Origin of the sequence: Microvirga sp. 2MCAF38 (assembly GCF_052115485.1) — a bacterium.
Lineage (GTDB): Bacteria > Pseudomonadota > Alphaproteobacteria > Rhizobiales > Beijerinckiaceae > Microvirga.
In genome coordinates, this window is record NZ_JBFRGU010000003.1 from 312,880 (window position 1) to 338,388 (window position 25,509).

Genomic DNA, 25,509 nt, shown 5'->3' on the forward strand with positions numbered 1-25,509 from the left:
CTTCGGCTCGACTTATGCCGCTGCGACAAGGTATCACCAAGCGGAATCAACGCCGAAAGGGCGATGGGGACGTGACTCGGAGCAGCCTCACTCAAGAGCCGCAAGGGAAGTTCGAGCGTACGGGCGACCGGACGACGGCGAAGCTTGGCGGATTTTGGACGGCGGAGCACGCGACGCGCGTCGAAGCGCTTGCGGCGGACCTGATTGCCGAGGCGGGCCAACATCGGGTCATGATCGATCTTGGCGACATCAAACGCCTCGATACGCTCGGTGCCTGGGTGCTCGACCGCACGCGCCATGAACTCGGTGCCCACCAGGTTTCCGCCGATTTCGTGAACGTAAACTCCGAGCAGCAGATTCTCTTGAACGAGATTGCCTATCGCGGGTTTCAGGAAACGCCTCAGGTCCGCCGTTCCAAGGTCGTCGAGTTCCTGGCCGATATGGGAAAGGCAGTCAGCGAAGCCGGGAAGGATCTGCTTCAAGGCGTCGCGTTCCTCGGCGAGATTGTCGCCGCGCTCCTGCGCCTGATCGTGCAGCCGCAGCACTTCCGTATGGCCGCAGTCGTGAACCAACTGGAGCAGATCGCCTATCGCGGCGTGCCGATCATCGTTCTGATCTCTTTTCTGGTCGGCTGTATCATCGCCCAGCAGGGTATCTTTCAGTTGGTCCGGTTCGGCGCGACGCCGTTCGTGGTCGATCTTATCGGTATCCTGATCTTGCGCGAACTCGCCGTGCTTCTGACCTCCATCATGGTCGCGGGTCGCTCCGGTTCGGCCTTCACCGCCGAGATTGGCTCCATGAAGATGCGCGAGGAGATCGATGCCTTGCGGGTCATGGGGTTGGACCCGATCGAGGTTCTGATCGTCCCACGCATCCTGGCGCTCGTTCTCGCCTTGCCGCTTCTGACATTCATCTCGTCCATCGCGGCGCTGATCGGGGGCGGAATCACTGCGTTTCTTTATGGTGACGTTAGTTACGAGGTATATCTGTCGCGGTTGCGCGCGGCCGTTGGGATCAACACCTTTCTGGTGGGCATGATCAAGGCGCCCTTCATGGCGCTCGTGATCGGCATCATCGCGACCCTTGAAGGCCTTGCCGTCGAAGGATCGGCGGAATCGCTTGGCCGCCACGTGACCTCGTCAGTGGTGAAAGCGATCTTCATGGTCATCGTTCTCGACGGCCTGTTCGCCATGTTCTTCGCCGCGATCAAGTATTGAAGCCATGATCGACACCCGCCACCGCCCATCCGATCGCGACCGAGAGGTGATCATTCGCGTGCGCGGGCTCGAGGTCGGCTTTGGCGAGCGCACGATCATGAAGGATCTCGATCTCGACGTTTATCGGGGCGAAATCCTCGGCTTCGTCGGTGCCTCCGGCCAAGGCAAGTCGGTGCTGATGCGCACGATTCTCGGGCTTGTCCCAAAGCGGGCGGGCACCATCGAGGTCTTAGGCGAAAACGTCGACGAACTGTCTCCAGGCGCTCGGCGTGAAATCGAACGGCATTGGGGCGTCCTGTTCCAACAAGGGGCGCTCTTCTCGGCATTGACTGTCAAGCAGAACGTTCAGGTTCCGATGCGGGAATATCTCTCCCTGTCGGAACGACTTCTGGACGAACTCGCCATGCTCAAGATCGAAATGGTGGGGTTGAAACCCGACGCCGCCGACAAACTCCCGTCGGAGCTCTCCGGCGGCATGATCAAGCGGGCGGCCCTCGCGCGGGCGCTCTCGCTTGATCCGGACATCGTTTTCCTCGACGAGCCGACATCGGGTCTCGACCCCATCGGGGCCGGCGAATTCGACGAGCTAATCGGCACTTTGCAGCGGACTTTGGGGCTCACCGTATTCATGGTAACCCATGATCTGGATAGCCTTTACACGGTCTGCGACCGAATCGCGGCGCTCGGAGAGGGAAAAATCCTGGCGGAGGGGCCAATCGAGACGATGCTGGAATCGGACAATCCCTGGCTTCGTTCCTATTTTCATGGAAAGCGGGCACGGGCCATCGCGGCCGGTGACGCTTAAGGTTTGCGATGGAAACGCGTGCAAATTACGCCCTGATCGGAGTGTTCACCCTCGCGGTGATCGCGGCGGCATTCGGGTTCGTCTATTGGTTCAGCGGCGGCGACCGAGGGCAGGCCAAGCAATCCATTCGCATCGTCTTTTCAGGTTCGGTATCCGGGCTCTCAAAGGGGTCGGTGGCGCTCTTCAACGGCCTGCGCGTCGGCGAGGTGACGGAAATCAGCCTGTTGCCGGAGGATCCACGCCGGGTCGTCTCCATCGTCCAGGTGGACAAGAGCACCCCCATCCGTTCCGATACCCGCGCACGGCTTGAATACCAGGGTCTGACCGGCGTGGCGCAGATCGCGCTGTCGGGCGGCGAACCCAATGCCCCGCCGCTGGTGGCCGGCCCCGGCCAGCCCATGCCGACGATTTTCGCGGATCGTTCGGACTTTCAGGACCTCATCGAGACCGCGCGCAACATCGCGCGGAGGGCGGACGATGTGCTGGAGCGCGTTGGGCGCGTCGTGGCCGACAACGAAGGGGCCATCAACCGCACCATTCAGAATGTCGAGAAGTTCTCCGAAGCACTCGGCGAGAATTCGGAAGGTATCGACCGCTTCCTGAGCCAGGTTGGCCAGGCTGCGGAGAAGGTCGGCCCTCTGGCCGAGAAACTCGAGACGCTTGCAACCAATGTCGACGAGCTCGTTCGCGCGGTGGACCGTCAGCGCGTTACCAACATCGTTCAGAATGTGGAGAGTTTCACCCAGTCGCTCGGCGAGAATCGTGAGGTGATCAGCACGGCACTCAAAGACGCGGCGTCACTCATTCGAACCTTGAACGAGACCGCACCGAAGCTGGATTCAGCGGTGACGCAACTCGGCACCCTCACGAAGTCCGTGGACCCCGACAAGATCGGGCGCACCGTGGACAATATCGACACGTTCAGCCAGACGCTCAGCAAGCGGAGCCCCGATGTGGATCAGGTGATCGCCAATGCGCGCTCCCTGACCGACAAGCTCAATCACTCTGCCGACAGGGTGGACGCGGTGCTCGAGAGTGCGCAGAAGTTCCTCGGCTCGGCTTCGGGCGAGGCGGGCAAGAGCGCATTCGACGAAATCAAGGCGGCAGCTGTTTCTATCCGCGAGCTCGCGGACAACCTCGACAAGCGTTCGACCACGGTCTTGACCGGCGTGAATCGCTTCACGGAATCAGGATTGCGCGAATACGAGGCACTGGCCGTGGACGCGCGCAGGACCCTTAACGACATCAGCCGCGCGGTTCGCAGTCTGGAGCGCAACCCGCAGCAGATCATTTTCGGTGGCAAACCATCGATCCCCGAGTTCAATGGACGACGTTGACATAATGCGCTGGTCCCCTGTGTCGCTTCCCACATCGAAACGAACAAGCCGGCCGACACGCTCCCTGGCGTCGGTCCTGGTCCTTGCGGCGCTGACGGGCGCTTGTTCATCAGGCCCCGCGCCGACGACCTTCGATCTCTCCGCGCCGACGGCGCGGATCGGAGGCGCTTCCGATCGTCAGATTTTGATAAACGAACCGGTGGCGATCGAGCCGCTTTCGGGACAGCAGATCATCGTGAAGGATGTCTCCGGCACCATCACGTTCCTCGGGGGAGGCCAATGGTCGGACAACCTTCCCCGCCTCGTCCAGACGCGCCTGATCAACACTTTCGAGAACTCCTCGCATATTCGCAACGTCGCGCGCCCGAGCAGCGGCGCGGTTGCTGACGCGCAGGTGATTTCCGAACTCCGAAACTTCTCCGTTATCACCCCCAATGGCGAGGCCTATGTCGAGATGGCCGTGAAGATCGTCAACGATCAGAGCGGACGGATCGTCGCCGGACGCATTTTCCGGGCGAGCGTACCGGTTGCGGGGGTGGATGCGGCGAATGCAGCACGCGGCCTCGATGAGGCTCTATCCATCGTAATGATCGACATCGTGCGCTGGGTGAGCGGAAGCCGCATCCCGACGCGGGAGCAACCGAGCCCGGCGGCAGAGCAGACGACGGACAAGGCGCCCGCATAATCACGCCGCTTCCTTGCCTCTCAAAGAGAGGTGAGGGTGCGCGGCATGGCCGCGACGACCGCTAAGCTGCTGAGACGAATGAGGTGACGACATCCCGCGTCATTGCGGAATTTGAAAGTTTGACCTTAGAACCATAGCCGCATTGCCATCTTTGAGATTCAATATCTCTTCGTACATAGCGATAGCCATATCGCAGTACTGAGCACGCTGAGCGGTGGTGAGATCGGTCTGTGTCAATAGCTGGATTTTGTCGCTGCCAAAGCGCGTCGCGAGCCGAACACCGACGATCTGCCAAAAAGGCTCTACAGTTTTCTCAGATATAGTTTGCCGCGATGCCGCTGTCTTCAGAATGCGCTCACTGATCTCAAGCTCTCTTTGGCGCAAGGGGGCCGAAAGATAGGCGCTGTAGTTCCTAGTGGCATTGGCTCCCGACGCGTACTCGTAGCAAAGCTGCTTGTCCGTAAAGGCAAGAAATTTGTACTGATCTACCATCAGCCTTCCCAGATCGATCAATGTCTGATCGTCGGCAAACGGGCGGTAGGAGCTAATAATTGGCAGTACTTTTGCCTTTGCTGAGTCAATGAGCTTACCCTCGGTCTCGCCATTTAAGTAGCCCGCGTTGAATTCATCTACCAATTTGGCGAAGTCGTTTGGACGCACGGCCTTCAGCGTCGAAAAAAGAGGGATATTTTTAGTAAATTGCTCCTCCATCTGCGCTCGATTGAGATTGGCTCCCCACCCCGAAACAGCAAACTTATATTGATCCGCAACTCCTGTGACCACGCGAGCCCGAAGAAGTTCATCTTGAGTAGGATACCACATGGTGCGGTTGGGGGTCGCAAGGGCTTTGGACACAAAATCAGACATAATGCCGGAAGCAACCATCAGAGTCCGTTGGCTTTGAGATGCGTCGCTCAAATCGGTGTCGGACATGCCGGGAAATGCGGGTGCATGAAAGCCCAATTTGGCATTCGCATGTAGCCAGCGCTCTCTCCCGGCTGCGAAAGCCAGAGTACAAGCCGACAAGCAACGAGAAGAGCTATAGGTAATCAAACCTCGGCTACTGATAGCGCGATAAAGCCTTTCTGCTTCTCCCAAGCGCCCTCCATCGCTATTTAGATGAACGACGTTTACCTGAGGGGCAGCCTTGAGAAGGCGGATGAAATCATCAGTAAGACCGTATTTGAATCCCCCGGACACCTCTACCTCAGTACCGTTTTTCATAATCCGGAACGAATAAGCGGGAATATCGGGGTCGTCGAGAAAGGCCATCCGACTTGCTTCTACAATCTGCGGATAGCCAGATTGGCCGAATTCCATGGCTGCGCGCGCAATGCCCGCGAGCACAGCAAACTTTGCAAGCCCCGCCCAGATCGAAGATTTTTTTTGATTGATGTGCCCATTGGCAGATCGCCAGATACCAACAAGCTGCCAAATCAAGATCAGTGCTAGTCCTAACCAGACAGATACGATGGTGGCCAAGATACCGATCGGATTGTACCCATTAGCATGAGAAAGGGCGGCTCCAATGAGCGTCGCAAATGCCAAACATGCGATGTTTGCGACAAAACCGAAAATCCAATAGGACACCCAAAGAGGAAATTCTCCTCGCCAGTGGCGAGCGATAAAATTGTTGAATTGCTTACTTCCAGAAATAGAAGACTTGCGCGCCGCCGCCTGCGTAGAGGCTGATTCCGGCGTCGTAGCCTCAAAAAGTTGTTCAGAAGAGTGAGCTTGAGAACTTGCCAGATCGGTCCTCTCCGCCAACGCAATGGTAGTTTGCGGCTCTGAAGTCGCGACTGCGCCAGAGGTTATGTTTTGAGAGAGTGCAGCCCGCCGTCCTTCACGAACTAGGCCAATGACCAGCCAGATGATTTGAGGAATAACGTATGCCGCAAAGGCATTCTGGAAATTGGGGTCAGCGCCGTCCGCATGCCCAAAAGCACTTAGAACTGTTGAAATAAAAAGAGTGAGACCATTGGCCACGAGAATCCGGGGGATTTTTGCGTCCCAATGCCTCAAGAGCCATAGGAATACCTGAGTGACTAGAGCCGTGATTAACAAAGCTCCGACAAAGAAACCGATAGTATGCATCTAGTCCCCGATTTTATGTCTGGTTGGTGCAATGGGCCTACTTCTAGTTTAGGCGCATAATGCTAAGGCTCCAGCGTTCAATGCAAGGGCCATAGACCCGCCGACCAAACGCAAAGGAGCGCCCCTTTCGGGGCACTCCTAGTATCAACCACCTTTATAGAGGGGCCTGGGCCTTTCGGGCCGCGTTTTTATTGCGTCACTTGCAGTGCCGATCAGTCGAACCGGCCGCTGGCGTGAGCGAGCATCGTGTAGACCTTGCCCGTCTCGGACGTCAGGTAGGTCTTCGCGAGCATCGAGTCCCGGTCGTCGCGGGAGACTTCCGCGAGCAGGCGCTCGAACTCGTCCACGTAACGGTCGACGGTCTGCTTGAACTCATCGTCGCGGCGATACTTGCGGCGGATCTCGTCGAAGGTCTGCTGGCCCTGGATCGTGTAGAGGCGGCGCGTAAAGACGTTGCTTTCACCACGCTTATAGCGATCCCATAATTCGACAGCCGCATCGTGATCGATCATCCGCGCGATATCGACCGAGATCGAGTCGAGCGATTCAAGGCTGTTCACGCGGGTGCGGTCGGAGCGTCCTGCTGCCGGGCGAGCCGGTTCCGGCTGCTCGTCCCGCGAGGCGCGGTTGAGTAGGTCCGAGAGCCAGCCGCTGCGGCCGCCGGCACCCATGTCGCGCGGCGCCGGGATTTCTTCACGACGCGGAGCCGGAGCAGGGGCCGGAGGCGGAGCCGGAACAGGGCGCACTTCCGCGACCTTCTGCGGACGCGGTGCGGGAGCCGGTTGCGCCGACGCAGCCGAGGTCTCGGCATAACGTGCGATTGGAGCAGAGGCCTGCGGCGCGGGCCGGACCGTGACGGCCGGGCGAGCCTCGGCGACAGCAGCCGCGACGGCTGCGACAGTCGTTGCGGGAGTCTCATTGACACGGCGCTGCTGCACGGCAGGTGCCGCATCAACCACGCGGTTGGAGCGTGAGACCAGCGAGGCGAGCTCGTTGAGAGCCTTGATCTGGTCGGCCACGACGCGACGCATGTTCGCGGTTGTCTCCTGCGTTTCCTGCGGCAGCTCGACGACACCGCGACGCAGTTCCGCGCGGGTGGTTTCGAGTTCGCGCTGGATCTGAGCGGTCATGCCGCGCAGTTCGCCCATCGTGTCGCGGAACTTCGTGGTCGCGCCACCGAGCGCCTCAGTCATCTCGGAGGCCGCTTGCTCGTAGGCGTTACGGAGAACCGCGGCCGTGCGCTCGCTTTCAGCGCCGCTGGACGAACGGATGCGCTCGAACTGCTCGTCGATGGCGTGTGTGGTCGCTTCCGCCGTGTCGGCGAGAACCGCGCCGATCTGACGAGCCTTGGCTTCCGCGTTCTGCAGAGAGCCTTCGACGAGACCCGTGAAGGCGCGCGTGACGGATTCGAGATCTTCCGAGCGCTCGTTGATGCGGGAAAGCAGGCTGTTCAGGGCATCCTGACGGTTGGAAAGAGCGTTGCTCATGCGAGCCTCGACACGTTCCAGAGCGGTCGCAGCTTCGGTGAGGTTCTCCAATTGCTCGCGCGTGCTGTCCGCCAGGGAGCGGCTGCGCTCGTCGAGATTGTAGGAGAGTTCCGTCGCTTGCTGGATCGCACCCGAAGACACGGTACGCAGAGCTTCGACCTGCTCGGCGACCTGATCCGACGCGCGGCCGGTCTGGCTCGCGATTTCCGACAGAAGGCCTTCGATCTGCTCGACGCGGGTCGAGAGGCTGTCGCCGATGACGCCGAGATCTGTCGTCGCGCTGCCGGCGATCTGCTGGAGCAGACGGTTCGCATCCTGCAGACGATCGAGCACGCCCGACAATTCTCCGCGCAGACGCTCGTTGGTACCGACAAGGGTGGCAACCGCGCGGGTCGTGCCTTCGTCGATGGCAACGCGCATGGACTCGGTCGATTGCGTGTAGACCGAGGTGAGTTCCAGCGTGCGCTCCTGCAGGGAGGAGAGCATAGTGTCGCTACGGTCTTGCAGCGTATCGATGAGAATGGTGCTGCGCTCCGCGATCGTGCGGGCCGCGGCTTCGCTGACCGAAAGAACTTCGCGGCTGATCGCGTCGCCGCGATCCGACAGGGTTGCCACGAGAGACTGGCCCTGCGTCTCGAAGATCTCCGAGATTTCTGCAATGCGGTTGCCCAGCGAACCGGTGACGGCCGTGCCCTTCTCGTCGAGGGCCACAGTCACGCGCTCGAGGCGATTGACGACACGATCCTCGAACGCGAGCACGCGCTGGTCGAGCGCCGTGGCGATCTCGTCGGCGCGGCCGCCGAGAACCTGGTTGATCTCGTTGGCACGCAGGCTGAGCATCTGGTTGATCTGGTCGGCGCGGCCACCAAGGGTGAGGTTGATCTCATCAGCCTGATTGCCCAGCACTTCGCTGATCTGCTCGGCCTTCGCGGCGAGCGTGTCGGTGATCGACGTGCTCTTGGCGGCAATAGCCTGGCTGATCTCGTCGACGCGGGTCTGAAGGGCGCTCGCCACATCGCGGCCACCTTCGGCCATGACGCGCGCCATCTCGCCGGTGCGCACCACCAGGGCCTCGTTGAGCGCCGTGGAACGCGCGCTCAGGGTCTGATCGACGCGCTCGACGATGTTGTCGAAGCTCGCGGTGACTTCCGAGGTACGGCGACCCGCATGCTCCTCGAAAGCGAAGAGCTTCGCCTCGATGGCCGAGGTTGCTTCGCGGGTGCGCTCGGCGAGGGTGTCTGCGACGGTGCGGCCCTGAACCGTGATGAGACGATCCATTTCCTCGAGGCGGCCGTTGACCGTGTCCGTGAGGTTGCCGATTTCGTTCGACATGCGCTCGGCGACCGAGCTGCCGCGCGCCACCACGTCCTCGAAAGCGCCGAGGCGGGAACCGAGGTTTTCCTCGATCTCGCGGCTGCGCTGCGTGACCGTGTCCGACAGGGTTTCGACCGTGCGGTTGAGCGCTTCGTTGACACGTGCACCCTGTGTCGCGATGGCGAGCACAATGTCCTTGCCGGTGGAGGCGAGGCGATGGTGAGCTTCGCCCGAGTGATGCGAGAGCGTCTCGGCAAATTCGCGGCCGCGAGTCTCGAAGACCGACTGGAACTGCTCGACCTGGGTGCCCACCAGCGTCGTGATGTTGCTGCCCATCTGAGACAGGCTGTTTTCGAGCGCCTGACCCTGAACGGTAACGGTCTCGCTGACGCGCTGGCTCGCGGTTTCGAGACGTGTAGTCAGGTTCTCGACCCGGTTGCCGATGGCTTCGTCCGCCAGACGCACGGCGTCCTGGAGCTGGTCGCGTACTTCGGCGCCACGCTGCGCGATTTCCTGCGCGACTTCCGTGCTGACGGAAGAGAGGCTGTCGCGTACCTCGTTGCCACGCCGCGAGATGTCCTGAGCCACGTCTGTGCTGACGGCCGAGAGGCGCTCACGCACTTCACTGCCGCGCACCACGATTTCGTCGACGACTTCGCGGGCGGTCGAGGAAAGCTGATCTTGCAGCCCTGCGCCACGGGTCGTCAGTTCGTCGAGAACCGAGGTTGCCGTCGTGGCGAACTCGCTGCGAACCGTTTCACCGCTGGTGACGAGTTGCTGCACGAGCGAGGAGCCGGTCGCCGCGATCTGCTCACGCAGAACGGAGCCGCGCGCCGCAAGGTCTTCGCCGACCTGAGTACCTGCTTCGGCCAGCTGCTCGCGCAGTTGCGTCGCGCGGGTCGCGATATCGTCGGTGATGGTGCTGCCGGTCGCGGCGAGCTTCTCGGTGATCTCGCCGCCGCGCAGGGCGAAGCTGTCTTCGAGGCTGCGTGCGGTTTCTTCAAACGCCTCGCGGACATCGTTGCCCTGTTTGGCAAGGGAATCGATCACGCCACGGCCGGTCTCGGCCAGAGTGCGGGTGACCTGGCTCGCGCCGTCCTGCAAGTGACGGGTGAGCACTTCACCGGTGCGCTCGAAGGCGCCGGTAATGTCCTGAGCCTTGCTTTCCAGCGCGGCCGTAATCGTGGTTCCGACTTCCGACACGCCGGACTTGATGTCCTCGCTCGCACCCGAAAGGCGCTCCACGAGTTCGACACCGCGCGACGACATTTCCTCGACGACGCGTTCACCGGCGCGGCCGAGTGCCTGGGTGATCTGCTCACCGCGCTGTCCGAGCGATTCCGACACATGGTCGCCTGCCTTCTGCACGGACGCAGCCACGCGCTCGGCAGTGGCGTCGAGGTCCTGGGTCAGGTTCTGGCCCGCGCCAGTAATCGCCGAGCGGACACGCTCGGAATTTGTCACGATGGCTTCGCGCTGGGTGACAAGTTCGTCGATCAGCGAGCGAATGCGGATTTCGTTGTCGGAATATGCACGCTCCAGCGTCGAGATTTCGCTGCGAACGAGGGTCTCGAGTTCACCGGCGCGGGCAAGGGCACGCTCCACACCGTCGCCGACTGCGGCAACTTCGCGGCGAACGGCCTGCGAGACGGACAGAACCGCATCGGTGGAGAAGTTCTCGGGCTGAGCCAGACGCACGGCCACTTCGCCGACAGCCCGGGCAACGAGTTTCATCTCGTTCGAGCGGACGGCCATGACGGCCGCGACGTAAAACAGAAGGACCGGCGTCAGCAGCACGAAACCGGCAATGGCGATCTGAATCGGCGAGAAGGTCGAGAGCAGGGCTTCCGGCGTCGTGATGCCCTGGGAATAGGCGAACGCGGCGGCGCTGCCGAGCCAGACGAGGGAGGCGAGGGTGGCGACGCTATAGGCCCGGCGGGACGGGCGCACCTGCAGCGCTTGCAGCATCACGCCGACATTCTGCCGATCGTCATTGGCGACGGCCGCGCGGTCCGGGGCGAGGAATGAGGGGGAACGGGTCGCCGTCATATCGGGCTCGACCAGGGGTTCGGAGACCCTCAGGCCTTCGGCGTCGTCGAGATCGCGGAACGGGCCGCGGGTGAAATCGTGATCGTCGATATCCGGCAGTTTCGGATCGGGAAGAGGCCCGAACTCCATCGGCGAGCCCTCGGCGCCGCCCGCCAAGGATGCCTCGTCCAGATTGAGTGCTTGCTCGACGGCAGACAATGCCGCCTCAGCCGGGTCTTTCATCTTCTTCTTTTCGATCGCCATGATCCGCCCTCGATGACGCAACTCGTAGTGGGTTTCCCCTCGGTGACTTCGTCGGAAAACCAGGAACCGGGAATATGGATCCGTACCTGAAATCGTTCTCTCGCCGCGTTTCCGAGTGGAAAACCCGCCATTCAATCAAACAATTTTAGCCGCTGGGGGAGATGAGGGGAACCCGAAGTCCCCAACCACCTCTAAACGTCGTTAACGACTTAACGATTTAGTTACCAAACGTCGGTCAACGCATTTCAAGACTAACGTAACTATCCGCTTCGTGCAAAGCACTCCTTTTCCGCCAAGCTCTTGATTCCTCATTGCCGCATGATCCGGGGAACAACCGGTTTCCACTTGTTCTGATCATGCTCTAGATAGGGGCCAGACGCCGAAGGGGCTAGAATGATCAAGATTACATATGTCGACGCGGAGGGCACCGCGCGCGAAGTCGAAGCCGAGGAAGGCTCGACCGTTATGGAAAACGCCATTCGAAACGGAATTCCGGGAATCGACGCGGAATGCGGCGGCGCATGCTCCTGTGCGACTTGTCACGTCTATGTTGACGAAGCTTGGATGGATGCGGTCGGCGAGCCGCAATCCATGGAAGCGGATATGCTCGACTTCGCCTATGACGTGCGTCCGACTTCCCGTCTTTCCTGCCAGATCCGCGTCCGGCCCGAGCTGGACGGCCTGATCGTCCACACTCCGACCCGCCAAGGCTGAACCGAGAAGAGGCTGACATCATGTTCAAGACATTACTGATCCCCGTCGATCTGGCTGAGATCGAGGCGGCAAAGCCTGCCATCGACAAGGCGGTTGCTCTCGCTGATGCCTCGGAAGGAAGCGTTCGCCTGATCTATGTGCGTTCACTCGTGCCGATCACCTACATGGAATTCATGCCACCGACATTCGACACAGAACAGCAGGATGAGGCCGAGAGAAAGCTCGCGGAGCTTGCGGCCAAGGTAAAGCTGCCATCCGAGCGCGTTTCAGCCGTCGTCCGCCTCGGCTCCATTTATAACGAGGTGTTGGACGAAACCGAGAAGACCGGCGCGGACCTGATCGTCATCGGTTCGCACCGCCCGACCATGGCAACCTACCTTTTGGGCTCGAACGCCTCGACCATCGTCCGCCATGCCAAGTGCTCGGTGCTGGTCGTTCGGGACTAGAGTTTGATCGTTTCAGATGGAAACAGAGATCAAACTCTCGATTCTTTTGATGCCGCATGATCCGGGCGAACAACCGGTTTCCACTTGTTCTGATCATGCTCTAAGCGACCGGAGGTAAAAGTTCCTGTGGCAGTGCTCCGGCCTGGAACGGCCGGGGCCTGTTGAGGCGGATGATCGGCTCCAATTGCCAGACGCAAATTCCGGCAAAGAGCGCGCCGACAAGGGCGAGACTCATTGCGTTGTTTTGCAAAGCCCGCCAGATCAGCATAGCCATGGCCAAGAGACATAAGCCTGCCAGCGCCGCGTTGGCCGCCCAGAATAGGAATGGGCGTCCCGCAAGAAAGCGCGCTTTGGGAGCTGCACGGGATATCGCTTCGCAAAGGCCTCGTACAAAGGCCCGATACCCGTCGTTGAGCTGCTCGGCTTCCACGAGACTTTTCCAACTGAGCGACGAAAACCGGAATGTCTTGCCGTCGACCATCCGCACCGTCGTTCGGAAGGCCTTTTGCCCGAACCGGCCTGGCTCGTAGGAAATCCGCACGGCCTCCACGGCGTCCAGGCGCACCTCGTGCACCTTGCGTCCTGAATCGACGGTCAGGCGGTCTCCTTTCAATGTGAAGGAGACCGGCGAGCCGATGGGGCGCGGATTATGCGTATAGGTGAGGGCGGTTTCCCGCTTGGGCGCATCCATTGAGCTCAGATCCTTGACCGGTCGAGATCCATAGACCGGGTTGAACCTCGCGAAAAGCGTGTCGAAAGACTCATCGGGCCACCCAGGAGATATTTCGCTCTGCGAAGATCTGCCGCATCAGAATTCCCGAAGCGACAGGGGAGTTTTTGCTGCGGCAACGCGGCGAAGGCTGGAACCTCGCAGTACCGGCGGAGCGTCCCGAAGATCAGGACTTCGATTCAGCGTATTTCCCGACCGTTCGGCGACTGCGGAATTCCGTGCGCTCCGGATCGCCCCGACGATGGCTTTGCTTGAGTTCCTTGCGGAACTCATCCCGCCGTTCATGGATCGAGGCGATGACGAGGCCCATGGGCACGCCGATATCGGCAAGAACCGCTTCGGTTAATTGGAGCGAGGCTTCGATGGTCTCCGGCACGGCATCGTCGACGCCGTGTTCGTAGAGTTCCGCCGCATGTCGTGCATCTTTCGCCCGAGCGACGATGGTGAGATCTTCCCGTTCGTGCCGCGCGGCGGCCACCACAGCCTCGATGGAGGCGTGGGTGTCGAGCGTGACGACGAGAGCCCGCGCGTTTTCGATGCCGCAGGCACGCAGAAATTCGGGATAGGAGCCGTCTCCGAAAAAGACCGGTTTGCCGGCTTTTCGCTGAGCCGCGACCCGCGATGGGTCGAGGTCGAGGGCGAGATAGGGCACGTTGTGGCGCTCCAGCATCTCTCCTACCAATTGGCCGACACGGCCATATCCGGCGACGATAACGCGACCGATCTCGTCGGCCGGCGGTGGCACCTTGGCTTCCGGACTGAGTGCGCGGGGATCTTCCAAGGAGCGACTGAGCTTGCGGCCCAAACGCGCCATGACGGGAACGACAATCATCGTCAGGGTCGTGATGAGCAGAAGATTTTGCCCCATATCCTTCGGCAGCAATCCGGCGGCGATGGCTTCTCCGAGGATGACGAGGCCGAATTCGCCGCCGGGGCCCAGCAGAAAGCCCGTCTCAGCGGCAACGGCTGTGCTGAAGCCGAAGGCGAGGCGCCCGAGGCCCATGATGATCGCCCCCTTGATCAGCACGATCAAAGCGGCCGCCGCGAGGATTTGCTTGGGCATCGCATCCAGATGCGAGAGATCGAGCTTCATGCCGACCGACATGAAGAACACGCCGAGCAGGAGCCCTTTGAAGGGCTGGATCATCGCATCGATGGCGCGACGGTATTCGGTCTCAGCCAGAAGCAGTCCCGCAATGAATGCTCCCAGAGCCATGGAGAGCCCGGTCGCGGCGGCGGCAAGGCTTGTGACCATCACGACCAGAAGACACGCGGCCATGAAGAATTCCGGGCTCTTCATAGCGGTGACGAGCTTGAAGAATGGGCGCAGCACCAGTCGTCCGAGGCCGACAAGAAGGAACAGGGCCAACGCGGCCTGGAGAACCAGCATCGCGAAGGACGACATGGTCACTTCGGGGCGGCTCGTATCCAACGTCGCGATTGCAAAGAGGATCGGTGCAACGGCGAGATCCTGAAAAAGCAGCGCCGAGAAGCTGACACGTCCCGCCGGAGCATTCAGTCTCTTTTGTTCGGTCAAAACCGGGAGAACGATGGCCGTCGAGGACAACGCGAGCGCAAGCCCGACAAGAACAGCTGCCGTAACGGAATGAAACGACGTGAACGCCAATGCGCCAAGCGCGACGGTGCACAGAAGAACCTGCAGAAAGCCGAACCCGAATACGAGACGGCGCAGGTTACGCAGACGCTTCCAGGACAGTTCGAGACCGATGGTAAAAAGTAGGAAGACCACACCAAATTCGGCGATGTGAGAAACCCGCTCGGGATTGGTCAGCGTGATCCAGTCGAGCCAAGGTTGTTCTTTCACCCATTGTCCGAGGCCGAAGGGGCCAAGCAACGCGCCTGCGCCGAGAAACCCGAGTACGGGGCTGATTTTCAAGCGATGAAAGAGAGGGACGACAATGGCCGCCGTCGCGAGAAAAAGGATAGGCTCCTGATAAGAGTACAGGTCGACTGCGGTTGCCATCTGATTTGTCCGATTCCACGCATGATGGTTTGAAACCGGATGCAAGCGCAAGCACTTACGCGCAATCGCTTGCACGAATGTCGTGCAAGCGGCGCATGCCTGACAATCAGGATCTTATCGAAGTAGCTCTATCCGAGCGTTTGCAACGCCTGCGACAGATCAGCCACCAGATCGTCTGGGTGTTCGATACCAATGGAAACACGGATCGTGGCGTCGGTGACGCCCAGCCTGTCGCGGGTTTCCTTCGGCACGCCGGAATGGGTGGTTGAGGCCGGATGGCAGGTGAGCGATTCCGTACCGCCCAAGCTGACCGCCAGCTTGAACACCTGGAGCGCATTCAGCACCTTGAACGCTTCCGCTTCTCCACCCTTCACGTCGAACGAGAAGGTCGAGCCGGGTGCTTCGCTCTGCGCCTCATAGACTTTCTGTGCGGCTGAGTCCTTCGGCAGATAGGCGAGGTGGTGAACCTTGGTGACCTTGGGGTGCTCGCTCAGGAATTTCGCTACGATCTCTGCGTTGCGATTAGCCTCTTTCATACGCAGCGCCAGAGTTTCGAGCGAGCGGCCGATCATCCAGCAGGAATGCGGATCGAGTTGCGTGCCGATGGCCGAACGCAGCAGGCGCACGGTTTTCATTTGCTCTTTCGAACCGAGCGCGGCGCCCGCGATCAGATCCGAATGGCCGCCTACATACTTGGTCAGCGAATAAACGGAAATATCCGCGCCGTTGCGCAGAGGCTTTTGATAGAGCGGGCCGAGAAGCGTGTTGTCGCAGACGATGACCGGGCGGTGACCCTGCTCCTTCGCAATATCGTCGGCGACTCGCTTCATGAGCGCCACATCCACCAGCGTATTCAGCGGATTGGAGGGCGACTCGATCATGATCACGGAGACGCGGCCTTTGGCCATCGCCTCTTTCGCGGCGGCGCGAACGCTTGCCTCGTCGACGCCATCGCCGAAGCCGGCTGCCTTGATGCCGAGATTCGCCAGCGTCTTGGCAATCAATGTCTCGGTGCCGCCATAGAGCGGCTGAGAATGCAAGATCGCGTCGCCGGGCTTGGCGAAGGCGAGAATCGTCGTCGCGATGGCTGACATGCCGGAGGAAAAGAGGAGCCCGGCCTCCGCCTCTTCGAAGATTGCAAGCCGGTCCTCGACAATTTCGGCGTTCGGGTGATTGAACCGGGAATAGACCAGCCCCGCCGCTTCGCCCTTCGGCGGTTCGCGGCGGCCGGCGACGTAATCGAAGAATTCTTTGCCGTGTTCGGCACTGGTGAACACGAAGGTGGAGGTGAGGAAGACCGGCGGCTTCACGGCACCTTCCGACAAGGTCGGATCGTAGCCGTAGCCGAGCATCAACGTCTCCGGCTTCAGCTTGCGATTGCCGATGCGGTCCTTGTGGTAGCGGTCCTGCGTCATAATCCTCGATCCTCAATTTTCGGTAGAGCATAGACGAGAGCGACGATTGCCCCAAGGCGTGTCATGCGCATAGGCTGCCTCATTCACAGAATGATCGCGTGGGAGCGAAGAGCGCTCCTGAAGAACGAGCAGGATGCTCTGTTCGAAAAAGCCAGCCTTCATCGCAAGGCGCGAAGGGCGCCGAACCGAGGGTGACCTGAGGCTTTGACCGTGGCAGGATGTCATTCATGCTGAGACTTCTTCTCCTTCGTCACGCCAAGGCGTCTTCGCCCCAGGGCGTCCTCGATATCGATCGTCCGCTCGCAAAGCGGGGTCGGGAAGCGGCGGCGCGGATGGGCGTCTACTTGCGGAGCGAAGGTCTGATACCCGATCTTGCCCTCGTATCCCCGTCGCTGCGAACGCGCGAGACGTGGGATCTGGTTCAACCTGCGCTCGGCAAAGTCGAGGTTGAATTTCATCCAGGGCTTTACGCTGCCTACGCTTTGCAGCTTCTTGCGGTCGTGCAGCAGACGGAGCCCGAGAATTCAAGCCTTATGGTTGTATGTCACAATCCGGGTTGCGAGGAGCTTGCCACCCTGCTGGCAGGGCACGGCAAGAGGGAAGCCCAGATTCGAATGCGGCATAAATACCCGACGACGGCGTTGGCTGTCATCGATTTCGACATTGAGACGTGGGATGAAGTCGCTTTTGGCGGCGGGACTTTGGACCGTTTCGTAACCCCGCAGGACCTTGGCTTCGACGGAGACGACTAGGGAAATAGGAGCGTCCAACAGCCTGCTCCAAAGCCAGAGAGGACCCAACGATCCCCTCTGACCTTAATTACAATCGATAGAAGCTTCAGATCACGAATGACTTAGAGTGCTAGGTGATTCAGCGCATTGTGCGACACCGCACAATGTAGCCATCAGAGTTAGGCTGCCTATCTTTCGACGAGATGGCCTCGTCCTCTCCGGCGGGTGTGTGGGAAAGTGGCCGATGTTGACTGAGACCCTGATGGCATTCGTGATGGCCGGAAATGCCGCTCTCAGCGGGCTCGGGCCCCATGCATCCGTACGTAGACCTGTCGAGGTCAGAGCCGAGATTGTCGAGGCGCGCTACGAGGCCGATGCGCGGCAGGTTTCCAACTGGCGGTCGCAGGCCGTCGATGCGTTGGGGCCGAGCCCGATGATCGTTTTTGCCACCTTTTTCGGTGTCGAACGCCCCGTCGTTACACGTTGCGTCAAACTCAATAACTATTGGTGCATCAAGAGCGCGCGCTGGGACGGCGAGATCGGCAAGGACGGGGAGGGCCATGTGGGGTTCGTCTCCGCTGAACGAGGCGCGGACGCCGCCGCCATGCTGCTGCGCCGGTATTACCTCGAGTTCAACCGCAAATCCGCCCTCGATATCGTGCGCCGCTGGGCACCGCCGGAGTGCGGTGCGACCGGTTTTGGCGGCATGATGCTTGCGGTCAGGGGCATCGGCAACACGCTGCGGGCACGTTATCTCGCCGCGCATCAGGTGAAGTTCACCGCTGAAGGGCCGAAGGGCGGGCGGCCGGCGGGCCGGGTCTCCATTGTCATTCCCCGCGTGAAAATTATTCCCCGTTCGGGTCCTGCCTATGGGGTTCCGGCGATTGCTGTCGGCGTGGGCATCGTGGAGCCCTCCAAGTCGAAGCAAATCGCCCGGACACCCATGCGCAGTGTCGTCGCGCAGGCCAAGCCAACGGCCCCAGCGCCCGCGAAGGTTGCCTCGGCGACATCTTGCGCACCGGATGAGGGGAGACTTCGCAACTATGCGCAGCAGATGGTCGAGGGCCTTGGTCTCGGCCCGAACGACGATCTGAAGCTTTTCACAGCCGAGGGTGTTCCGTTGCCGAACCTGATGCCTGTCATGCTTGCCATGTCGGGCTTCGAACTCGGCATGCTGCGGGCTGATCCCGAGCTTGTCGGGGGCGCCATTGAGCGTGCCACGGCTAGGGTTTCGGCACTGCGCGGCGCATCGTTGAAGGAAGAGGGCCATTGAGGCACGCCTTGCAGCCGGGCCGCCGGCGCCCCACCTTCAAGCTTGACTTGAGAGGTTCGCGTCCGTGTCCCGCATCACCAATCTCGCTTCCCGTGCCGGATCGGCCGCGCAATCGCTTTGGGAGGCCTCCGGTCAACTCGTCCAGCCCTCGATTCGCGTCGGCGTGACGGGGCTCGCGCGCTCGGGCAAGACGGTCTTCACGACCTCACTCGTTCACCACCTGACACGTGGCACGAACCTTCCCGCTTTCCGCGCCTCCGCCGAGGGGCGTCTCCGTCGCGCCTATTTGGCCCACCAGCCCGACGATGCCGTGCCGCGTTTTCCCTATGAGGAACACCTGGAGGCGCTGACCATAGCCCGGCAATGGCCGCGTTCCACCAACCGGATCAGCGAATTGCGGGTCGATCTGGAATACGAACGCAAGGCGGGCTGGCGCTCGGGTCCCGCGTCGCTGGCTCTCGATATCGTCGATTATCCCGGCGAGTGGCTGCTTGATCTCGCGCTTATCGAGACCTCTTATGCGGAATGGTCGCACCGCACCCTGGAAGCAAGTCGAAGACCGGGGAGAGCCGAGCTTGCGGCCCCTTGGCATGCGAGCCTGAAGAACCTCGATCCGTTCGGTCCGCCAGATGAAATCCTCGCCGCAAAGGCAAGCGAGGATTTCAAGGCGTATCTGACAATTCTGAGGTCTGGCTCGGAATCGGTGGCGACGACCCCGCCGGGACGCTTCCTCATGCCCGGTGATCTCGAAGGTTCGCCCGCGCTGACCTTCGCGCCCCTCGATCTGCCGGCCGGTCGGGCCATCCCGCCGGGGAGTTTCGCCGCGCTGATGGAGCGGCGCTATGAGGCTTATAAGACTCACGTGGTGAAGCCGTTTTTCCGCAACCACTTTCAGCGCATCGACCGCCAGATCGTTCTCGTGGACGTGCTCGCCGCCATCGATGCTGGTCCCGTCGCTCTCGCGGAACTGGAAGAAGCGCTCGATCAGGTGCTCATCGCGTTTCGGACAGGGCGGAACACCCTTCTGTCCCGCCTGTTTTCTCCCCGGGCCGACCGGGTGCTCTTTGCCGCCACGAAGGCGGATCATATCCACCACACCGATCATGACCGGCTCGAGGCGATCCTGCGCCTTCTCGTGAACCGCGCAGCGCGGCGGACCGAGGCGGCGGGCGCACGGGTCGGCACGGTAGCGCTGGCCTCCGTTCGCGCCACCCGTGAGACGACTGTCCGCGAAGGCCGGGAGGCCCTGAAGGCTGTCGCAGGAACGCCCGAGGCGAGTGAGATCGTCGATGGCGAGGTTTTCGACGGGGAAACCGAAGCGGCGGTCTTTCCGGGCGAATTGCCAGAGGTGGCAGAGGCTGTGTTTCAGGGCGAAATTCCGCCCGGCTCCTTCCGCTTCCCAAGGTTCAGACCGCCGAAACTGCCGGTCGATGCGGCGGGTCGCATGGCCAAGATGCCGCATATCCGCCTCGACCGTGCACTCGAATTTCTGCTGGGGGACCGCCTCACATGACCCGCCGACCCCGCGCTTTCCGTCTCGACGCCCCGGATGTGGCGAGCGGCTCCATCGAGGTGGTGGACGAGCCTTTTGACGCTATTGAAGCGGCGGACGGAGTCGTCGTCCCCATGGGCGAGAAACGCCGGGCCCCTTGGGTCGGCATTCTGGTCTCGGCCCTTTCCGGTCTGCTCATGCTCGGTCTCGGCCTGGGGATCGAGAAGCTGATCGCCGATCTTTATGTCATCGCGCCATGGTTGGGGTGGGTCGCGCTTGGGCTGACTCTGCTCGCCGCGCTCGCCTTCCTCGCCATCGTCGGCAGAGAGGCCGCCGGGATCTGGCGCGAAAAGAAGATCGAAAGATTGCGGGAAGCGGCACTGGATGCGCTCTCCGTCAAGGACCATCAGGCCGCTAAGACCATCGTCGCGGACCTCGTCGCTCTCTACGATACCCGTGCGAGCGCCGCACAGGGCAGGGCGAGGCTCAGGAATCTCGACGACGAGATTATCGACGCCGACGACCGCCTCGCCATCGCCGAGCGCGAACTTCTCTCCCCCCTTGATGCCCAGGCCAAACGCGCCATTGCGGCGGCAGCGAAACAGGTTTCGCTCGTTACGGCGGTCAGTCCGCGGGCCATCGTGGATGTCGCTTTCGTGATTTTCGCTGCCGTGCGGCTTCTGCGGACGCTTGCGCGCATTTACGGCGGGCGGCCGGGCCTGTTCGGCTTCCTGAGACTCGCCAAGGCCGCCTTCAATCACCTCGCCGTCACAGGCGGCATGGCGGTCGGCGATAGTCTCATGCAGCAGGTTCTGGGCCTCGGGCTTGCGGCCCGCATTTCCGCGAAACTGGGGGAGGGCGTCTTGAACGGGCTCATGACCGCGCGGTTCGGCCTCGCGGCTATCGCGGTCTGTCGTCCTTTGCCTTTCATCCGCGAAGACACACCCAGGATCGGGGATGTGGCGGGCGAATTGGTGAGCCGGGCCGAGGCGGCTGCTACTCCCCAAGGTTGACGTAAGCATCGCCTTACCCCACAACAGCGGCCCGTCAGGCGCGGACGAGAGCGCCGTTCGCCGCTCGATCACGCTCCCGCCTCGATGCTTTTCAACTCATTCATTTTCCTTTTCGCCTTCCTTCCGGTCGCGCTTCTGACGCACTGGCTGGTCGAGCGTTTTCGCCCCGAATGGCGGTTGCCGCTGCTGGTCGGCCTTTCCTTCGTCTTCTACGGCTATTGGGATTGGCGTTTCGTGCCGCTTCTCCTGGCCTCGATTCTGGTCAACTGGTTGATCGCGCAGGCTTTTTTGAAGTCGAAGCGCGGAGGGCTGGTGACCATCGCCATCGTGGTCAATCTGGCCGTTCTGGCGATTTTCAAATACTTCAATTTCTTCGCCGATCTGGCGAGCCTGATCCCTGGCCTTCACGCGCCGAAATACGATATCGCCCTGCCGCTTGGCATCTCGTTCTTCACCTTCCACCACATCATGTACCTGACGGATCTGCGGGCCGGGAAAGCGCCCCGCTACGATCTCGTCCGCTACGCACTCTACATCGCCTTCTTTCCGCAGGTTCTCGCCGGCCCTCTGGTGCGCTGGAGCGAGATCATGCACCAGCTCGACGAGCGGCCCTATCAGCGTCATGACGCCGCCGAGCGGTTTGCGCGTGGTCTGCTGCTCCTCGTGGCGGGTTTGGCGAAGAAGGTTTTCATCGGCGATCAGCTTGCCGAGTATGCCAACCCGATCTTCCAGGCCGCCGATGCCGGCAAGGCCGTGACCATGATCGAGGCGTGGCAGGCGACCCTCGGCTTCACCTTCCAGATCTATTTCGATTTTTCCGGCTATACGGACATGGCGCTCGGCCTCGCGCTCCTGTTCGGCATCGTGCTGCCGCAGAACTTCGATGTGCCGTATCGCTCGGTCTCGCTGCAGGATTTCTGGAGGCGCTGGCACATGACCCTGTCGCGGTTCCTGCGCGACTATCTCTACATCGCCCTTGGCGGAAACCGGCGTGGTCTCGTTCTTCAGCTTGCGGCACTTTTTGCGACCATGGCTTTGGGCGGTTTGTGGCACGGGGCAGGGCTGACCTTCGTCGCCTGGGGCGCGGCGCATGGTCTTGGCCTTTGCGTCGGGGTGCTCTGGCGCAAGGCCGGGCTGTCGATGCCGAACCTTGTGGGTTGGGCGCTGACCTTCGTGTTCGTCATGCTGACCTGGGTGCTCTTCCGCGCCACGACTTTCGAAGGAGCTCTGCGGATCTATGAGGGCCTTTTCGGCCTCGGTGCGGTCGGTGCGAGCTTCAAATGGCGGGCGATCGCTCTAGCGGCGGCTGTGGCGACGATCGGGCCAACAGCGTGGGCGCTTATTCATAAACTGCCACCGAGGCGCTGGATCGCGGTTTCTTTCGCGATCCTCTTCGTGATCGTCCTGTTCAAAATTGGCGATGATGCAAACTATGAATTCATCTATTTCCAGTTCTGACGCGGGACATTGGCGGCGGTTCGTCCGCACGTTTGTCGCCACCGCCATTGTGGTTCTCTGCGGCATCGTTGCCGTCGCTTACGCTGTCGATCCGTACGATACGGGGCGGTCGTCTCTGTTCGCCAAAGCAGGCGTGCGCCCGCAAGGCCCTCGCACCGCCGCCCCAAGCCGAGGCCGTGACCAGGCCTTCGACGCGGCGATCATCGGGAATTCCCATATCCAGCTTCTTTCGCCGGAGCGGCTGAAGGAGACGACGGGTCTCGATTTCGTTCAACTGTCCGTTCCAGCCTCCGGGCCGAAGGAGCAGTTCGTCATCATCGACTGGTTTCTCCGGCACCGTCAGGAGCCCGCCAAAGCCCTCGTGATCAGCGCGGACGAGAGCTGGTGCGGGCAGGATCCGGCGATGCCGAACACAAAGCCGTTCCCGTTCTGGCTCTTCAGCGCGAATGCCTTCGACTACGCCAAGGGCCTGGTCCGCTACGACATTCTCGAAGAGGTGCCCCGTCGTCTTGGATACGTCTTCGGCGCCAAGGCTGAACGCGCCCGCCAGGATGGGTACTGGAATTACGAGCCGAATTATCTCGACCTCGGCTATGCGACGGATCCCATTCTGCGGAAGCGGCTGGAGAACCGTCCCGAAGTCGACAAGGACATGCTGCCCTCCGATCCGGTGAAGGGAAAAAGGGCGTTCCCGGTGGCAACCAAACTACAAGAGGTCGTCTCTGGCATGTCGACGGATCTCGCTGTCGTTCTTGTCTTCCCGCCGAACTACAAGAATTACCTGCCGCCGCCCAAAACGATCAGGGCCTATACCGATCAGGCCTGCAAAGCGGCTTTACGGGCGGCCATCGAAGGGCATCCAAAGTCGACCGTGATCGATTGGCGGGTCGATCGGGACGAGAACAGGGATCCGAATCTCTATTTCGACCTGACCCATTATCGCCTGCCCATCGCCCAGAAGGTCGAGGCGGATGTGGCGGCGGCTCTACAGCGCCTGCGTTAGAGATCAGGCTCTAGGAATTTGGGTGCGGCAAATCGTTCTTTGGTCGGAGTTGAGCCGTTTCTGCCCCGAAAATAAGCAAAACAACATATCGAATTGGTTGAATGGGTGACACGGAACGCGTTGTCGTCGGCCCTCCCGCCATATATAGGGGCCGCACAGTTCACGGGGATTGAACGGCCCATATGACGAACACCGTAATAGATGAGGGTTATCGTCCGACCGATGACGAGCCCTTCATGAATGAGCGGCAACGGGAATATTTCCGGCGCAAGTTGATCCGGTGGAAAGGGGATATCCTGCGGGAAGCGCAGGAAACCCTTGCTGCCCTTCAGAGCGAAAGCGAGAACCATCCAGATCTAGCCGACAGGGCTTCATCCGAGACGGATCGCGCCATCGAACTTCGCGCCCGGGACCGCCAGCGCAAGCTGATCGCCAAGATCGACGCGGCCATGGCCCGAATCGACGATGGTTCCTACGGGTATTGCGAGGAGACGGGCGAACCGATCTCCCTCAAACGCCTGGAAGCCCGGCCGATTGCCACTTTGTCCTTGGAGGCTCAAGAGCGCCACGAGCGCAACGAGCGAGTCCACCGGGACGATTAAAGTCGGTACTAGAGTTTGATCGGTTCAGATTGAAACAGGATCAAACTCTCGATTCTTTATGATGCCGTATGATCCGGGCGAACAACCGGTTTTCACTTTGTTCTGATCATGCTCTATCTTAAAAACGAAAAGGGCTCCGTCACCGGAGCCCTTTTTATTTGCATGTTTCGATACCGGATCAGCCCTTACTGCCTGTATCCGTCGAGCGGCCGAGGAGGCGCGCGAACTCAGCTTCGATTTCTTCGACCGAGAAGGGGTCGACCGACGTCCGCGGCGCGGCGGGGGCGGGGGCTGGTTGAGCTTCAGTCGGCGCCTTGGGTGCAGGCTGCTGCTCCGCAGCGCGGGGCTGCTCGACTGGCGCCGGGGAAGGATGGGCTTCTTCTTCCTCACGCATCTGAGGTTCGACTTCTTCCTCGATCGCAGGCTCTTCGAGCGGCCATTCCTGGCGTGGGATCACATGCGTCTCGGAAATCTCCGTTCGATCAATTTCGATTTCGACGGTCTCCTCCTCCACTTCCTCGATCGCAGGCTCGTAAACGGGAGCAGGTTGAGGAGCAGAAGAAACAGGAGCCGCCGGACGCTTCAGGGCTTCCTCAAGCTGTTTTGCCATGTCCGACAGAATCAAGGCGTCGGGGACGCGCTGACCACCGAGTGCAACGGGCTCAGGAGGAACCGGCGGGGTCGGTTGGGGCGCACGAAACACCGGTGGAGCAGGAGGAGGCGGCGGTGCGACGACGCGCGGCTCAGGTCGAGGCGCCGGAGGTTCGGGTAGCTTGGGTTCGAAGCTCGGATGAACGGGGCGCGAAAGCGACTCGGCGCGGCTCGCGGTCAATATCGGCTCCACGTGCGTCGGCTTGAGGACAGGCTCCACATGGGTGGGCATCGGTTGCGACGTAACAGGCGCGCTTACGGAAGCGACAGGTGCCAATTCCTGCTCGGCATCAGATTCCTCCGATGGACGGCGGATGAAGGCGCCGAGTTGGGCTGCAAGCTGCGCCTCGATGTTCGGACGGGACGTCTGATCGATCTGTGGACGTTGCGCGGGCTCCAGAACCGGCTCGGGCCGCTCGATGACGGGCTCGCTCGGGACGTTCGGACGAGCACCAGCGACGCGGACGATATTGGTCTCGATCACGACGTCGTTGAGGCCGCCCACGAGCAGCAAGTGCTCGACATTGTCGCGGCGCAAAAGGATGAGTTGGCGCTGGCGGTCGAGATCGTAGACATCGACGACGCCGAGCCGCGGCTGGCGCGAGCGGCCACGATCCTGGCCGGGCAACAGAAGCCGACCGCCGGTCAACCGGCGTAAAACCCAAGCAAAAAGCAGGACCAGGGCCAGAATGATCGCAAAGGCGATGACGTACTGGGCAGCCCGTGATCCTTCAATGCCAAACTGAGACAACACGATGAACTCTCA

The 25,509-nt window shown here is 61.1% G+C and carries 19 protein-coding genes; 13 read left to right on the forward strand and 6 right to left on the reverse strand.

Annotation, left to right across the window (positions count from 1 at the left end; all coding sequences use genetic code 11):
• Window positions 1–71: 71 nt before the first annotated feature.
• The 4 genes from AB4072_RS08285 to AB4072_RS08300 are packed head-to-tail and all read left to right on the forward strand — an operon-like array spanning window position 72 to window position 4,044.
• On the forward strand, window positions 72–1,217 hold the full coding sequence (locus AB4072_RS08285) for an ABC transporter permease (RefSeq protein WP_441967010.1): 1,146 nt from the start codon (window positions 72–74) through the stop codon (window positions 1,215–1,217).
• Between the two features lie 4 nt (window positions 1,218–1,221).
• Window positions 1,222–2,022, forward strand: coding sequence for an ABC transporter ATP-binding protein (locus AB4072_RS08290; RefSeq protein ID WP_441967012.1), 801 nt, complete (start codon window positions 1,222–1,224; stop codon window positions 2,020–2,022).
• An 8-nt stretch (window positions 2,023–2,030) separates the two neighbouring features.
• Window positions 2,031–3,359, forward strand: a complete 1,329-nt coding sequence (locus AB4072_RS08295) for an MlaD family protein (RefSeq protein ID WP_441967014.1) — start codon at window positions 2,031–2,033, stop codon at window positions 3,357–3,359.
• A 4-nt stretch (window positions 3,360–3,363) separates the two neighbouring features.
• Complete coding sequence (locus AB4072_RS08300; protein ID WP_441967015.1) at window positions 3,364–4,044, forward strand: ABC-type transport auxiliary lipoprotein family protein; 681 nt, start codon at window positions 3,364–3,366, stop codon at window positions 4,042–4,044.
• Between the two features lie 99 nt (window positions 4,045–4,143).
• Here the strand turns inward: AB4072_RS08300 and AB4072_RS08305 are convergent, their stop codons facing one another.
• Complete coding sequence (locus AB4072_RS08305) at window positions 4,144–6,030, reverse strand: hypothetical protein (protein ID WP_441967017.1); 1,887 nt, start codon at window positions 6,028–6,030, stop codon at window positions 4,144–4,146.
• 320 nt (window positions 6,031–6,350) lie between these two features.
• The gene (locus tag AB4072_RS08310) at window positions 6,351–11,231 is read right to left on the reverse strand and encodes a hypothetical protein (protein ID WP_441967019.1); all 4,881 of its coding nucleotides are present in this window, start codon (window positions 11,229–11,231) and stop codon (window positions 6,351–6,353) included.
• Window positions 11,232–11,624: 393 nt separating this feature from the next.
• Here AB4072_RS08310 and AB4072_RS08315 point away from each other — a divergent pair, with 393 nt between their 5' ends.
• Both AB4072_RS08315 and AB4072_RS08320 read left to right on the forward strand, forming a co-directional pair.
• The gene (locus tag AB4072_RS08315; protein WP_441967021.1) at window positions 11,625–11,945 is read left to right on the forward strand and encodes a 2Fe-2S iron-sulfur cluster-binding protein; all 321 of its coding nucleotides are present in this window, start codon (window positions 11,625–11,627) and stop codon (window positions 11,943–11,945) included.
• 20 nt (window positions 11,946–11,965) lie between these two features.
• Window positions 11,966–12,391, forward strand: a complete 426-nt coding sequence (locus AB4072_RS08320; RefSeq protein ID WP_441967023.1) for a universal stress protein — start codon at window positions 11,966–11,968, stop codon at window positions 12,389–12,391.
• Window positions 12,392–12,491: 100 nt separating this feature from the next.
• Here AB4072_RS08320 and AB4072_RS08325 read toward each other — a convergent pair whose 3' ends face one another.
• The 3 genes from AB4072_RS08325 to AB4072_RS08335 all read right to left on the reverse strand — a co-directional run bounded on the left by AB4072_RS08325 (window position 12,492) and on the right by AB4072_RS08335 (window position 16,520).
• The gene (locus tag AB4072_RS08325; RefSeq protein ID WP_441967025.1) at window positions 12,492–13,082 is read right to left on the reverse strand and encodes a hypothetical protein; all 591 of its coding nucleotides are present in this window, start codon (window positions 13,080–13,082) and stop codon (window positions 12,492–12,494) included.
• A 205-nt stretch (window positions 13,083–13,287) separates the two neighbouring features.
• A complete protein-coding gene (locus tag AB4072_RS08330) occupies window positions 13,288–15,105 on the reverse strand; it encodes a cation:proton antiporter domain-containing protein (protein ID WP_441967027.1) in 1,818 nt (605 codons plus the stop codon).
• Between the two features lie 128 nt (window positions 15,106–15,233).
• Window positions 15,234–16,520 carry a cystathionine gamma-synthase family protein gene (locus AB4072_RS08335; RefSeq protein WP_441967029.1) on the reverse strand — a complete coding sequence of 429 codons (1,287 nt, stop codon included), beginning with the start codon at window positions 16,518–16,520 and terminating at the stop codon, window positions 15,234–15,236.
• A gap of 227 nt (window positions 16,521–16,747) precedes the next feature.
• On the opposite strand from AB4072_RS08335, the gene AB4072_RS08340 reads away from it, so the two are divergent.
• The 7 genes from AB4072_RS08340 to dksA all read left to right on the forward strand — a co-directional run bounded on the left by AB4072_RS08340 (window position 16,748) and on the right by dksA (window position 24,092).
• On the forward strand, window positions 16,748–17,272 hold the full coding sequence (locus tag AB4072_RS08340) for a SixA phosphatase family protein (protein WP_441967030.1): 525 nt from the start codon (window positions 16,748–16,750) through the stop codon (window positions 17,270–17,272).
• A 223-nt stretch (window positions 17,273–17,495) separates the two neighbouring features.
• On the forward strand, window positions 17,496–18,524 hold the full coding sequence (locus AB4072_RS08345) for a hypothetical protein (RefSeq protein ID WP_441967031.1): 1,029 nt from the start codon (window positions 17,496–17,498) through the stop codon (window positions 18,522–18,524).
• Between the two features lie 64 nt (window positions 18,525–18,588).
• A complete protein-coding gene (locus tag AB4072_RS08350) occupies window positions 18,589–20,037 on the forward strand; it encodes a YcjX family protein (protein WP_441967033.1) in 1,449 nt (482 codons plus the stop codon).
• Window positions 20,034–21,029, forward strand: coding sequence for a YcjF family protein (locus AB4072_RS08355; protein ID WP_441967034.1), 996 nt, complete (start codon window positions 20,034–20,036; stop codon window positions 21,027–21,029). The genes AB4072_RS08350 and AB4072_RS08355 overlap by 4 nt, the downstream gene beginning before the upstream one ends.
• Window positions 21,030–21,113: 84 nt before the next feature.
• Entirely contained in the window at window positions 21,114–22,487 is a 1,374-nt protein-coding gene (locus AB4072_RS08360; protein WP_441967036.1) for an MBOAT family O-acyltransferase, read from the forward strand.
• On the forward strand, window positions 22,462–23,490 hold the full coding sequence (locus tag AB4072_RS08365) for a hypothetical protein (RefSeq protein WP_441967037.1): 1,029 nt from the start codon (window positions 22,462–22,464) through the stop codon (window positions 23,488–23,490). The genes AB4072_RS08360 and AB4072_RS08365 overlap by 26 nt, the downstream gene beginning before the upstream one ends.
• A 182-nt stretch (window positions 23,491–23,672) precedes the next feature.
• Window positions 23,673–24,092 carry an RNA polymerase-binding protein DksA gene (gene dksA / locus AB4072_RS08370; RefSeq protein ID WP_441967039.1) on the forward strand — a complete coding sequence of 140 codons (420 nt, stop codon included), beginning with the start codon at window positions 23,673–23,675 and terminating at the stop codon, window positions 24,090–24,092.
• A gap of 178 nt (window positions 24,093–24,270) precedes the next feature.
• Here dksA and AB4072_RS08375 read toward each other — a convergent pair whose 3' ends face one another.
• Window positions 24,271–25,497 (reverse strand): hypothetical protein, encoded by a 1,227-nt coding sequence (locus AB4072_RS08375; protein ID WP_441967041.1) that lies wholly within the window; start codon window positions 25,495–25,497, stop codon window positions 24,271–24,273.
• Window positions 25,498–25,509: the final 12 nt, after the last annotated feature.